The organism is Streptomyces sp. YGL11-2 (genome assembly GCF_050054615.1).
Taxonomy (GTDB): domain Bacteria; phylum Actinomycetota; class Actinomycetes; order Streptomycetales; family Streptomycetaceae; genus Streptomyces.
Map to the genome: position 1 here is coordinate 40,034 of NZ_JBNHIN010000009.1, position 12,612 is coordinate 52,645.

A 12,612-nucleotide genomic window follows, 5' to 3' on the forward strand; every position below is an offset into this window, starting at 1 on the left:
CCCGGCCCGGCGCCGTACGGACGCCGGGCCCAGGCCCCGAGCCCTCGGTCGGTGGCGAGCCCGCCCGCTCAGCGCCGTCCGCGCTGTCCGGGCCGCTGCGCCACCCACGCTCTGACAGTGTCCGCGTACCAGTAGGGTCTACCGCCCTCCACCAGGTCCGGGTCGGGGAGCAAACCGTGCTTGCGGTACGAGCGCACGGTGTCCGGCTGCACCTGGATATGGGCGGCGATTTCCTTGTACGACCAGAGCCTGCGTTCGGTCATCTCTGCGCACCTCCTAGGCGCCGCGCGCAGGGTCGGCCCGGGGAGCCGGCGGGGGGCTGCGCACGGCGGGGTGATGACTCACCCTGTGCCCGGACAACGACTGTGCGTGAGCACCGGCGAGGGCCTGTCGTGCGGCTGTGACGGAAGGCCCGCGCAACGGTGACAGCCGTGACGAGCGCAGGACGGCTGTGACGAGGGTGGGACAGACGACACAGGGGCCGGACGGGAGCGACGACGGAGGCCGGACGGATGCTGCGGAGGCTGGACGGGAGCGACGACGGAAGCGGGACGGGCGTAACGCGCGCGGGCATCACGGGTGCGGGTACGGCATAACGGAGGCGGGACGGCCACAGGTTGGGCGGGGCACCGCCCGGCCTCAGCCCTCTCCGGCCCGCTCCGGCGCGCCGGCTCCCCGGTCCTGGGCCGCCTTCCGCAGCTCCTGCTCCAGGTCCTCCAGGGCCAGTCCTTTCGTCTCCGGTGCGTACCGCTTGCAGAAGACCAGCGAGACGATGCACATCAGGCCGAAGAGCCAGAAGGTGACGCCCGCGCCGACGGCGTCGAGCAGTACGGGGAAGGCCAGCGCCACAACGAAGTTGACCATCCACATCACGAACACCGCCGCGCCCATGGCCAGTCCGCGGACCTTCAGCGGGAACATCTCGGCGAGCAGCAGCCAGACACCGGTGTTCAGCGTGGCCTGCATGAACCCCATGTAGAGGACCATCAGCCCGAGGACGAGACAGCTGACCGCGGTGGAGTGCGGAAGGTGGAAGGCCGCGCCGAGCAGCCCCAGGGAGAGCGCCATGCCGGACAGGCCGGTCAGCAGCATGGGGCGCCGCCCGACCCGGTCGATCAGCGACATGCCGATCGCGGTGGCGATGACCGAGATGGCGCCGACCGCGATGGTGGCGGTGATCGCGGCGTTGGTGCCCAGACCGGTCGTCGCGAGGATCTTGGGGGCGAAGTAGATCACCGCGTTGACGCCGGTGATCTGCTGGACGATCGCCAGCCCGACGCCGACCAGCAGCAGCCGCCGCACCCACGGCGTACGCAGTTCCCGCCAGGCGCCGCGCTGCGCGTCGGCCTCCAGGTTGCGGGCGCGGTCGATACGTCCCAGCTCGGCGGGGACGTCGTCGGCGGGCAGCGTACGGTGCAGCACCGCGGCGGCCTCGTCCGGCCGTCCCCGGCTGATGTACCAGCGCGGTGTGTCGGGCAGGAAGAGGACACCGAGGAACAGCGCCACGGCCGGCAGCACGGCCAGTCCCAGCATCCAGCGCCACGCCTCCCAGTGGGCCAGTACGGCGTTGATGAGGTACGCGAGCAGCTGGCCGCTGACGATCATCAGGGAGTTGAAGGAGACCAGCCGGCCGCGGATGTTCGGGGGCGCGATCTCGGAGAGGTAGAGCGGCGTGATGACGGAGGCGCTGCCCACGGCGAGACCCAGCACGAACCGGGCCACGGCCATGAACGGCACGGTCGGCGCCAGCGCGACGGCCAGCGCCCCGCCGATGAACACCGCGCCCGCCCACAGCAGGGAGTTGCGCCGTCCCAGCGCGTCGGACATCCGGCCGCCGGCCAGCGAGCCGAAGGCCGCGCCGATCAGCAGCGCGCTGGTGATGATGCCCTCGCCCAGGGAGGTGAGGCCGAAGTGGCGCTCCATGAAGGGGAGGGCACCGGAGACCACGCCGGTGTCGTAGCCGAACAGGGCGCCGCCGAGGGCGGCGATGGCAGCGATGCCGACGATGAAGCGCTGGGCACTGCGGGCCCCGGGGGCGTCGGGGGAGCCGCCCTCCGTACCGCCGGGGGAGTCGGCGCCGGGCCCGGTGGGCGCCGTCTTGCTGGTCGGAGCCGCCATGGTCAGCTCCAGTAGGGCGTACGGGCTGGTGGTGGGGCTATGCGGGACGTGTGGGGGAGTGGGGCGCTACGCATGTGCGGCCTTTCACCGGTCGGGTGGGGAGGGGGCGGACGAGGAGGGGAGGGGAGGGGAGGGGAGGCGGGGGAGACGGGTAAGGGGAGACAGGCAGTGGGGGAACGGGCAATGGGGAACGGGAAATCGGGGGCGGGATTTCGCGGGCGGGAATTCGGGGGCGCAGCCTCAGCGGTAGAGCGCCGGGCGCTCGATCAGCTCGACGGCGACCCGCTCGCCGGTGGCCTGCGCGAGCACCCCCGCCTCGCACACCGCAGCCGCCGCATAGCCGTCCCAGCAACTGGGGCCCTCGACCTCGCCGCGCCGGGTGGCGTCCACCCAGCGCTGCACCTGCCGGTCGTACGCGTCCTCGAAGCGCTCCACGAAACCGGGGGTGATGGTGCCGCCCCACCGGCCCGAGGTGTTGACGAAGACGCCGTGGTCGTCGCCGATCCGGGCGGTGCCGCTCTCGCAGACCGCCTCGCAGCTGACCTGGTAGCCGAAGCCGCAGTTGACGAAGAGTTCGGTGTCCACCACCCGCCCGCCGGCCGTCTCGAAGAGGATCAGCTGCGGGTCGCTGAGCCCGTCGGGAGCGTTGCCGCTGGGGGCCGGACGCAGGACGCGTACGGCGGTGATCTCGTCGTCCAGCAGCCAGCGCGTCACATCGATCTCGTGCACCACCGAGTCGTTGATCATCATCGCGTTGGTGAAGCCGGGCGGGGTGTCGGCGTTCCGGTGCTTGTTGTGGAGCATCAGCGGACGGCCGTAAGTCCCCTGGTCCAGAAGGGCCTTGAGGGTGCGGTAACCGGCGTCGTAACGCCGCATGAAGCCCACCTGGACGCGCCGGTGGCCCAGCTTCCGCTCCGCCTCCAGGACCCGCAGCGCGGAGGCCGCGTCGGGGGTGAGCGGCTTCTCGCACAGGACCGGCAGATCCCGCGCGAACGCATCGAGCAGCGCCGCCTCGTGGGCCGGCCCCGGTGAGGCGATCAGCACGGCGTCCACCGCGGGGTCGTCCATCGCGGAGGCCGGGTCGGTGTACGCGGTGGCCCCGTCGATGCCGTCGGCGAGGTGCTTGGCCCGATCGGCATCGATATCGGCCACCGCCGCCACCCGGGCACCACTGATCACCTCATCGATCCGGCGCACATGGTCGGCCCCCATCCGCCCCGTCCCCACAACCGCCACACCCAACATCCCGTACGAACTCATCTCGTCCAACCCTTCGTCTCATCTCGGTCTGCGTCTGCGTCTTCGTCTGCGCTTGCGTCTGCACTTGCACTTGCGCTGGCAGCCCCTGCGTTCGGCCTGTGTGGCCTGCCGGGCTTCTCGCGCCTATCCGGCTATCTGGTCCGCCTGGGCTGCCCGACCCCGTCCCGTCGCACCCCCTCGCAGCCTGCCTGCTCGTCCTCTCCGTTCCTCAGCTCACCTCCTCCACCCCTGCCCTCGCCTCTCCCTGTTGCTTCTCTGCTGCCTCTCCACCCCTTCATTTCTTACGGACTGTGACATACCCTAGGAACTGATTACTCTCTGTAATCGTTGCCGGAGTATGAGGAGGCGGCACAAGGCGCTCACGCGAGCCATACGCACGAGAAAGGGGGCATGCGACATGCGCGCGAGGAACGACGCGAGGAGCGACGCGAGGAACGAGCCATGCACGCGAGTCGAGCAAGGGAGCGCGGGTCGCGCACGAGGCGGCCGGGCGGAACGCGAAGGGGGCGCGCCGCTCGCGGTGGTGTCGCCCCAGCCGCAGCCGCAACTGTGGTCGCAGTCGCAGTCGCAGTCGTAACTGTGGCTGTGGCCGCTCGCGTGCCGAGTTGGCCCGCGCCGAGCCGCTCGCGTACTGGGCCGGTGCTGGCGGTGCACCGCATCGCCCCATCTGCGTACGCGCTCGCGCCGCTTAGACGCTCGGGCCCCGCGGGCTCAGGCGCGCGCGCTCCCTCCATGCCCTCCGCGTCCTGCGCGCCCTCCGTGTCCTCGGCGTCCTGCGTGCCGTCCACGCCCTCCGCGTCCTGTGCGTTCGGCGCTCACGCGCCGCAGGAGCGCAGGAATCGCCGCGTCCGCTCGGCGATCGGGAAGGGTTGGTCGGGCGGGCAGGGGTACATGTCCTGCTCGACGATGGCGAAGAGGTCGACGTTCAACTCCTGGGCGGCTTCCAGGACCGGCGGTAGCGCCGGTACGCCCAGCGGCGGCTCGCACATCACGCCCTGCTGGACGGCCGGGCCGAAGGGTGTGCCCTTCGCGACGACGTCGCTGAGGATGTCCGGGTCGACCTGCTTGAGGTGGAGGTAGCCGATCCGCTCGCCGTAGGTGCGGATCAGTTTGACGCTGTCACCGCCGCAGTAGGCGTAGTGGCCGGTGTCCAGGCAGAGGTTGACGAGGTCGGAGTCGGTGACGTCGAGGAAGCGCTCGACGTGCTCCTCAGTGTCGATGTGGGTGTCGGCGTGCGGGTGGACGACGATGTCCAGGCCGAACTCGTCGCGTACCCGCTTGCCGAGTCGTTCCATGCCGGTGGTCAGGTGCTTCCACTGCTCGACGGTCAGCTCGCGGGGTTCGAGTTCCTCGGCGGTCTTGTCGTCCCGCCAGAAGGAGGGGATGACGACGAGGTGCTTGGCGCCCATCGCCTGGGTGAGGGTGGCGACTTCGGAGACATGGGCCCAGGTCTTGTCCCAGACGGACGGGCCGTGGTGGAGCGAGGTGAAGATGGTGCCGGCCGAGACCTTGAGGCTGCGGCGGGCGATCTCCTCGTGGAGTACGGCCGGGTCGGTGGGTAGATAGCCGTAGGGGCCGAGTTCGATCCACTCGTAGCCGGCCTCGGCGACCTCGTCCAGGAAGCGCTGCCAGGGGACCTGCTGGTCGTCGTCGGGGAACCAGACGCCCCACGAATCGGGGGCGGAACCGACGCGGATGCGGTCCAGAACGGGCGCGGCGGCACGGGGTGCGGACATGCTGCGGCTCTCCTCTCGCCGGTCGGCGGTGACCGGGAGGCGCTGGTGCGGGTTGTGGGGCACAGCCTCTCTGCCGCCTTGGGGAGTGTCAAGACTTCGTCCTGACATAAGGACTTAAGGACTTGGTGGGTTGGTGGCAGTTCGGGGGTGGGTTGGATGCGAGGGTGGATGGGTGGGGTGGATGAGTGGGGTGGTTGGGCTGGGCGGGGGCGGATGGGTTGGGTTGGTCGGTCCGGCGGAGGGGTGGGCGGGCTGAGTGGTCGGGCTGGGTGCTCGGGCGTAGGGCGGGAGTCGGGTGGAGGTGGGGGGAGTGTGTGGGTCCGGTCGGGGTGGGCGTCGGAATATCGAGGATGGACGTCAGAATGTAAGGACAAAGTGTTGACAGGGGTTGAGTATGGCGGTTAGACCTTTGGGCGGAGCTGAAGCCGGCTGAGAGGGCCGGTGCCGATCGACCCGCCGCGCCGGGCGACCCGAAGGGGCGTATATGACCGAGCCGTACGACCTGATCACCATGGGGCGCATCGGGGTGGACATCTACCCGTTGCAGACCGGTGTGCCGCTCGCCCAGGTGGAGACGTTCGGGAAGTTCCTCGGCGGGTCCGCCACCAACGTGGCGGTGGCGGCCGCCCGGCTCGGGCGGCGGAGCGCCGTCGTCAGCCGTACCGGGCGGGACCCGTTCGGGGACTACATCCATCAGGCGCTGCGCGACTTCGGCGTGGACGACCGCTGGGTGAGTGCGGTGGGCGACCACCCGACGCCGGTGACCTTCTGCGAGATCTTTCCGCCGGATGACTTCCCGCTCTACTTCTACCGCCGGCCCAAGGCCCCCGACCTGGTGATTCACCCGGGCGAGCTGGACATGGAGGCCATCGCGGCCGCCCGGATCTTCTGGATCACGGGTACCGGGCTCTGTGAAGAGCCGAGCCGCGGCGCGACGTTGGCCGCGCTGGAGGCGCGGGACCGGCGCGGTACCACCGTCTTCGACCTCGACTGGCGCCCGATGTTCTGGGGTGGGGAGGGCGGCGCATCCGGGGACGGCGGGGCGTCCGGCGCCGCGGCGATGGCGGCCGCCCGGCCGTACTACGAGGCCGCGCTCAAGTATGCGACGGTCGCGGTCGGCAATGTCGACGAGGCCGAGGTCGCCACCGGGCTGCGGGACCCGAAAGCGTGCGCCCAGGCGCTGCTCGACATGGGCGTGGAGCTGGCCGTCGTCAAGCAGGGGCCGAAGGGGGTGCTGGCCGTCCATCGTGACGGGCGTACCGCCGAGGTCCCGCCGACCCCCGTCGAGGTCGTCAACGGGCTCGGTGCCGGGGACGCGTTCGGCGGGTCGCTGTGCCACGGGCTGCTCTCCGGCTGGGAGTTGGAGCCGATGATGCGCTACGCCAATGCCGCCGGGGCCATTGTCGCCTCGCGGCTGGCCTGTTCTTCCGCGATGCCGACGGCCGACGAGGTCGAGGCGTTTCTCGCGGATCGGTGACGGGGGCGGAGGGCCCTACCCGGGCCCGGACCGGCCGGGTACGCGTCCCGTTCCTGGCGCTGGTGCTGGCGCTGCCCCGCTGTGGCGCCGTCCCGCTGCCCCGTCGTCCGGCCGTCCGCCGTCCCGCCCCGGGGCGAGGGTCCGCCCCGTCCGTCGCCCCGGTCCGAGGCTCCGGGTCCACGTCGCCTCACCCCTCACCCCTCACCCCTCGCGCCTCCCCTCGCCGCCTCTGTGCGGCCTCCCGCCCCGCTCCGCCCCGGCCCGGTCCGTCCCGCCGCCCCACCCCCACCCTCAAGAAGGTGAGTTGAGCCTTGACCCCTCGGATCAGTGACCTCGCGACGCTGCGGGCCCGGCATCCCGAAGCCGTCGCGGAGGCCGCCGCCCGCCGTACGCGCCGTCCGTTGCTGGGCGACAGCGGCCGGCTGATGATCGTCGCCGCCGACCACCCGGCCCGGGGCGCGCTCGCCGTCGGCGACCGCCAACTGGCCATGGCCAACCGCCTCGACCTGCTCGAACGGCTGGTCCTGGCGCTGTCCCGGCCCGGGGTGGACGGGGTGCTGGCGACCGCCGACATCCTGGAGGACCTGCTGCTGCTCGGCGCTCTCGAAGGCAAGGTCGTCATGGGTTCCATGAACCGCGGCGGTATCGCGGGCGCCGCCTTCGAGATGGACGACCGGTTCACCGGGCACCGTCCCCAGGACATCGCGCGGCTGCGCTTCGACGCCGGCAAGCTGCTGCTGCGCATCGACTACGACGATCCCGGATCGCTGACCACTTTGGAGAGCACCGCTCGCGCCATCGACGCGATGGCCGAACGCGAACTGCCCGTATTCGTCGAGCCGTTCCTCTCCCGCCGGATAGACGGCCGGGTCCGCAACGATCTGAGCCCCGAGGCCGTCACCCGCTCCGTGGCCATCGCCTCCGGCCTCGGCGGCACCTCCGCCTACACCTGGCTGAAGCTCCCGGTCACCGACGACCCCGACGCGATGGCCCGGGTCTGCGAGACCTCCACCCTGCCCACCGTCCTCCTGGGCGGCGACATCGGCGGGACCGTCCGGGACCAGGAAGCCGCGTACGAGAAGTGGCGCAAGGCGCTGCGGCTGCCGACCGTGCACGGGCTGGTCGTCGGCCGTTCGCTCCTCTATCCGGCGGACGGTGACGTGGCGGCGGCGGTCGACACGGCGGTGGGGCTGCTCTAGGGCCGAGCCGGGCTCAGCCGGACCGAGCCGGGCCCGCGTCCGGCGCCGCGGCACCGCGCCACGACCGCCTGGCGCCGCCCCCGGGCTATCCGGCGCGCCGGTCCTCGCGCGGTGTGGCGACCGCTCAGCAAAGACCCGCGCGGCGCCGAAATCTTCACTGTCAGTGGCGAGTAGGAGACTTGTTGTCATGAGTGCTGAGATCACAGATTCCCGTACCGCGGGCGGTTCCGGTGGGTCCGGCGGTTCCGGTGGGTCCGGCGAGCCTCGCGAGCCCGGTGTGCCCTCCGGGCTCCCGGCGTCCGGGGTCGCCCCCGCCTCCCGGGCCGTCCCCCCGGCCGCCTCCGGCTTCCACATCCCGGCGGGCCGCGGCGCCGACGGTCCGTACGTCCTCGACATCAGCCCCGAGAAGGCCGGTTGGGGGTATTCCTCGCTGCGGATCCTCGACCTGCCGCCGGGTGGGCACCACTCCTTCGCCACCGGTGACAGCGAGTGGATCGTGCTGCCGCTCTCCGGTGGCTGCACGGTCGTGACGGACGGCCCCGGCGGGGGGAATCGCGAAGACGCGGCACGTTCTGCAGACGGAGACGCGGCACGTTCGGCTTCCGCAGACGCGGAGAGCTTCGAACTGGCCGGGCGGGAGAGCGTGTTCAGCGGGGTGACGGACTTCGCCTACGTACCGCGGGATGCGCGGGTGCGGATCACCAGCGGCGCCGGCGGGCGGTTCGCGCTCACGGGGGCGCGCTGCGAGCGCCGGCTGCCGGCCCGCTACGGTGCCGCGTCCGACGTCCCGGTGGAGCTGCGGGGCACCGGCAGCTGCTCGCGGCAGGTCAACAACTTCGGCGCGGCGGACGTGTTCGCGTGCGACCGGCTGATCGCCGTGGAGGTGCTCACCCCCGGGGGCAACTGGTCGTCGTATCCGCCGCACAAGCACGACGAGTGCCGTCCGGGGGAGGAGGCCGAGCTGGAGGAGATCTACTACTTCGAGATCGCCGCGGCCCACGGGACGCAGGGGCTCGGCTATCAGCGCGTGACGCCGTCCGGGCGGGGTCGCGGCACGGACGTTCTCGCCGAGGTCCGCGGCGGCGACGCGGTGCTGATTCCCGACGGGTGGCACGGCCCGTCCATCGCCGCCCCCGGGCACGACATGTACTACCTCAACGTCATGGCGGGGCCCGGGGAGACCCGTGAGTGGCTGATCTGCGACCACCCCGACCACGGCTGGATCCGCGGTACGTGGCCGGACCAGCCCGTCGACCCCCGCCTCCCCCTCTACCAAGCACCCGCAGGAGACCCCCGATGAGCGACCGGACGACGACCGACCCGGACACCGCCCCGGCGGGCACCCGTCATCTGACGGTCGCCCAGGCCCTGGTCGAGTTCCTGGCCCACCAGTACACCGAGCGGGACGGCCGCCGGCACCGCCTGATCAGCGCCTGCTGGGGCATCTTCGGGCACGGCAACGTCGCCGGTATCGGGCAGGCGCTGCTGGAGTCCGGCAGCGCGGCGCCCGAGGGGGCGGGCGGCGGGGCCCCGAAACTGCCGTATCTCCAGGGGCGGAACGAACAGGCCATGGTGCACGCGGCCGTCGGCTACGCCCGGCAGTGCGACCGGCTCTCCGCGCAGGCCGTGACCACCTCCATCGGGCCCGGGGCCACCAACCTCGTCACGGGCGCCGCGCTGGCCAGCGTGAACCGCCTCCCGGTGCTGCTGCTGCCCGGTGACGTGTTCGCCACCCGGCCCGCCGATCCGGTCCTCCAGCAGCTCGAAGTGCCGTCCGCGGGCGATGTGTCGGTCAATGACGCGCTGCGCCCCGTCTCCCGCTATTTCGACCGGGTCACCCGGCCCGAGGCGCTGATCCCGGCCGCCCTCCAGGCGATGCGGGTGCTCGCCGACCCCGTGGAGACCGGGGCGGTCACCCTGGCCCTGCCGCAGGACGTGCAGGCCGAGGCGTACGACTGGCCGGAGGAGTTCTTCGCCGACCGGGTGTGGCGGGTCCCGCGGCCCGCCCCGGACGCCGCCGCGCTCGACGCCGCGGTGCGCGCCGTCCGGGAGGCCCGCCGGCCGCTGGTCGTCGTGGGCGGCGGGGTGCACCACAGCGAGGCGGAGGACGCGCTCCGGGCGTTCGTCGAAGCGACCGGCATCCCGGTGGCGTCCACCCAGGCGGGCAAGGGGTCGCTGCGCCACGACCACCCGGCCGATGTCGGCGGGATCGGGCACACGGGCACCGCGACCGCCGACGCGCTGGCCCGCCGGGCCGACCTGGTCATCGGCGTCGGCACGCGCTACACGGACTTCACCACCGCCTCGGCGACGCTCTTCGCCGAGCCCGGCGTCCGCTTCGTCAACCTCAACATCGCCGCCTTCGACTCCCACAAGCTCGGTGCCCTCGCCCTGGTCGCCGACGCCCGCGCCGGGCTCGAAGCGCTCACCGGCGCGCTGTCCGGCCACCGCGTCGACGCGGCGTACGCGGCGGAGTACGGGGCGGCGAAGGCGGACTGGGAGCGCCGGGTCGATGCCGCGTACGGGGCCGGGGACCCGTCCGCGCGACCGTCCCAGACGCAGGTCCTGGGGGCGCTGGACGCGCTCGTCGACGACTCCGACATCGTGATCAACGCGGCCGGTTCGCTCCCCGGTGACCTGCACAAACTCTGGCGCGCCCGGTCCCGCCGGCAGTACCACCTCGAATACGGCTACTCCTGCATGGGCTATGAGATCCCGGCCGCGATCGGGGTGCGGATGGCCGCTCCCGACCGCCCGGTGTGGGCGCTCGTCGGCGACGGTACATACCTGATGAACCCCACCGAAATCGTCACCGCGGTGCAGGAGGGCATCAACATCACCATCGTCCTCATCCAGAACCACGGCTACGCCTCCATCGGCGGCCTCTCCCAGGAGACCGGCGGTGAGCGCTTCGGCACCGACTACCGCTTCCGCGCCCCGGACGGCACGTATACGGGCGAGCCGCTGCCCGTCGACCTCGCCGCCAACGCCGCCTCTCTGGGCATGCGGGTGCTGCGCGCCGCCACGGTCGCCGAGCTGCGTGCCGCGCTCGCCGAGGCGCGTGGCGCGAAAGCACCCACATGTGTCTATGTCGAGACCGGAACGACTGACACTGTGCCGGGCGCGCCGCCTGCCCAAGCCTGGTGGGATGTACCCGTTGCCGAGACCGCGACCCGTCCGGCGGCGGTCGCCGCCCGGAAGGCGTACGACCGGCAGGCCGCCGCCCGCCGTCGCCACCTCTGACATCCGCTCGCTGCCGCACCGTACGAAAGGCCCCTCGCATGAAGACCATCAACCACTGGATCGGCGGGAAGCCCGTCGAGGGCGTCTCCGGCAACTACGGCCCGGTCTACAACCCGGCCACCGGCGCCCAGGAGAAGCAGGTCGCCTTCGCGACCGCCGACGAGGTCGACGCCGCGGTCCGCGTCGCCCGGGAGGCGTTCCGGACCTGGGGCGTCAGCTCCCTGGCCAGCCGGACCGCCGTGCTGTTCAAGTACCGCGAGCTGATCGACGCGCACCGCGACGAGATCGCCCGGCTGATCACCGCCGAGCACGGCAAGGTGCACTCGGACGCGCTCGGCGAGGTCGCCCGCGGCCTGGAGATCGTCGAGCTGGCCTGCGGTATCGCGGAGAAGCTCAAGGGCGAGCTGTCCACCCAGGTCTCCACCCGCGTGGACGTGGCCGCGATCCGGCAGCCCCTCGGCGTCGTGGCCGGCATCACGCCGTTCAACTTCCCGGCCATGGTGCCGATGTGGATGTTCCCGATCGCCGTCGCCTGCGGCAACACCTTCGTCCTCAAGCCGAGCGAGAAGGTGCCCAGCGCCGCGTTCAAGCTCGCCGAGCTGGCCGCCGAGGCGGGCCTGCCCGACGGCGTGCTGAACGTCGTCAACGGCGACAAGGTGGCCGTCGACGCCCTGCTGGAGCACCCGGACGTCGCCGCGGTCTCCTTCGTCGGCTCCACCCCCATCGCCCGCTACATCCACACCACCGGCACCGCCAACGGCAAGCGCGTCCAGGCGCTGGGCGGCGCCAAGAACCACATGCTGGTCCTCCCGGACGCCGACCTCGACCTGGCCGCCGACTCCGCGATCAACGCCGCGTACGGTTCGGCCGGCGAGCGCTGCATGGCGGTCTCCGTCGTGGTCGCCGTCGGCGACACCGCCGACCCGCTGATCGGCAAGATCAAGGAGCGCGCCGGCAAGCTGCGCATCGGCCCCGGCGACGACCCGGCCTCGGAGATGGGCCCGCTGATCACCAAGGCGCACCGCGACAAGGTCGCCTCGTACGTCACCGGTGCCGCGGCCCAGGGCGCCGACGTCGTCATCGACGGCACCGGCCACACCGTCAAGGGCTACGAGGACGGCCACTGGCTCGGCATCTCGCTGCTCGACCACGTCACCCCGGAGATGGACGCCTACCGCGACGAGATCTTCGGCCCGGTCCTCTCGGTGGTCCGCGTGGAGACGTACGAGGAGGCCATCGCGCTGATGAACTCCTCGCCGTGGGGCAACGGCACCGCGATCTTCACCCGGGACGGCGGCGCGGCCCGCCGCTTCCAGCTGGAGGTCGAGGCCGGCATGGTCGGGGTGAACGTGCCGATCCCGGTCCCGGTGGGCTACCACTCCTTCGGCGGCTGGAAGGACTCGCTCTTCGGCGACCACCACATCTACGGCAACGACGGCGTGCACTTCTACACCCGCGGCAAGGTCGTCACCACCCGCTGGCCCGACCCGTCCGACGGCGGTATCAACCTGGGCTTCCCGCGCAACCACTGACGGTCCGCCGGACCGGTCCCGCGCCGGCCGCCCCCCCCGGGGGCGGC

Annotated in this window: 9 protein-coding genes; 5 read left to right on the plus strand and 4 right to left on the minus strand. The window is 72.1% G+C overall.

The genetic code is table 11. The annotated features are described in order from the left end of the window. Nucleotides 1–68 precede the first annotated feature (68 nt). The 4 genes from ACO1BR_RS12735 to ACO1BR_RS12750 form a co-directional block, all read right to left on the minus strand. Complete coding sequence (locus tag ACO1BR_RS12735) at nucleotides 69–263, minus strand: MerR family transcriptional regulator (RefSeq protein WP_159503682.1); 195 nt, start codon at nucleotides 261–263, stop codon at nucleotides 69–71. Nucleotides 264–639: 376 nt separating this feature from the next. Next, the gene (locus ACO1BR_RS12740; protein WP_426795172.1) at nucleotides 640–2,118 is read right to left on the minus strand and encodes a sugar porter family MFS transporter; all 1,479 of its coding nucleotides are present in this window, start codon (nucleotides 2,116–2,118) and stop codon (nucleotides 640–642) included. Nucleotides 2,119–2,358: 240 nt separating this feature from the next. After that, on the minus strand, nucleotides 2,359–3,378 hold the full coding sequence (locus ACO1BR_RS12745; RefSeq protein ID WP_426795173.1) for a Gfo/Idh/MocA family protein: 1,020 nt from the start codon (nucleotides 3,376–3,378) through the stop codon (nucleotides 2,359–2,361). A gap of 815 nt (nucleotides 3,379–4,193) precedes the next feature. Next, on the minus strand, nucleotides 4,194–5,114 hold the full coding sequence (locus ACO1BR_RS12750; RefSeq protein WP_426795174.1) for a sugar phosphate isomerase/epimerase family protein: 921 nt from the start codon (nucleotides 5,112–5,114) through the stop codon (nucleotides 4,194–4,196). Nucleotides 5,115–5,598: 484 nt separating this feature from the next. Between ACO1BR_RS12750 and iolC the strand changes: the two genes are divergently transcribed. The 5 genes from iolC to ACO1BR_RS12775 all read left to right on the plus strand — a co-directional run bounded on the left by iolC (nucleotide 5,599) and on the right by ACO1BR_RS12775 (nucleotide 12,565). Continuing rightward, on the plus strand, nucleotides 5,599–6,591 hold the full coding sequence (gene iolC / locus ACO1BR_RS12755; protein ID WP_426795175.1) for a 5-dehydro-2-deoxygluconokinase: 993 nt from the start codon (nucleotides 5,599–5,601) through the stop codon (nucleotides 6,589–6,591). A gap of 311 nt (nucleotides 6,592–6,902) precedes the next feature. Beyond that, nucleotides 6,903–7,790 (plus strand): Cgl0159 family (beta/alpha)8-fold protein, encoded by an 888-nt coding sequence (locus ACO1BR_RS12760; protein WP_426795176.1) that lies wholly within the window; start codon nucleotides 6,903–6,905, stop codon nucleotides 7,788–7,790. 187 nt (nucleotides 7,791–7,977) lie between these two features. Continuing rightward, nucleotides 7,978–9,090 (plus strand): 5-deoxy-glucuronate isomerase, encoded by a 1,113-nt coding sequence (gene iolB, locus ACO1BR_RS12765; protein ID WP_426795177.1) that lies wholly within the window; start codon nucleotides 7,978–7,980, stop codon nucleotides 9,088–9,090. Then, nucleotides 9,087–11,033, plus strand: a complete 1,947-nt coding sequence (iolD, locus tag ACO1BR_RS12770) for a 3D-(3,5/4)-trihydroxycyclohexane-1,2-dione acylhydrolase (decyclizing) (RefSeq protein WP_426795178.1) — start codon at nucleotides 9,087–9,089, stop codon at nucleotides 11,031–11,033. The genes iolB and iolD overlap by 4 nt, the downstream gene beginning before the upstream one ends. Before the next feature lie 38 nt (nucleotides 11,034–11,071). Beyond that, a complete protein-coding gene (locus ACO1BR_RS12775) occupies nucleotides 11,072–12,565 on the plus strand; it encodes a CoA-acylating methylmalonate-semialdehyde dehydrogenase (RefSeq protein WP_426795179.1) in 1,494 nt (497 codons plus the stop codon). The last annotated feature ends 47 nt before the right edge of the window (nucleotides 12,566–12,612 follow it).

Excerpts from the sequence above, each read along its gene's own strand:
- ACO1BR_RS12745 (WP_426795173.1), bottom strand. The coding sequence starts at position 3,378 with ATGAGTTCGTACGGGATGTTGGGTGTGGCGGTTGTGGGGACGGGGCGG.
- ACO1BR_RS12750 (WP_426795174.1), bottom strand. The coding sequence starts at position 5,114 with ATGTCCGCACCCCGTGCCGCCGCGCCCGTTCTGGACCGCATCCGCGTC.
- ACO1BR_RS12740 (WP_426795172.1), bottom strand. The coding sequence starts at position 2,118 with ATGGCGGCTCCGACCAGCAAGACGGCGCCCACCGGGCCCGGCGCCGAC.
- ACO1BR_RS12735 (WP_159503682.1), bottom strand. The coding sequence starts at position 263 with ATGACCGAACGCAGGCTCTGGTCGTACAAGGAAATCGCCGCCCATATC.
- iolD (WP_426795178.1), top strand. The coding sequence starts at position 9,087 with ATGAGCGACCGGACGACGACCGACCCGGACACCGCCCCGGCGGGCACC.
- iolB (WP_426795177.1), top strand. The coding sequence starts at position 7,978 with ATGAGTGCTGAGATCACAGATTCCCGTACCGCGGGCGGTTCCGGTGGG.
- ACO1BR_RS12775 (WP_426795179.1), top strand. The coding sequence starts at position 11,072 with ATGAAGACCATCAACCACTGGATCGGCGGGAAGCCCGTCGAGGGCGTC.
- iolC (WP_426795175.1), top strand. The coding sequence starts at position 5,599 with ATGACCGAGCCGTACGACCTGATCACCATGGGGCGCATCGGGGTGGAC.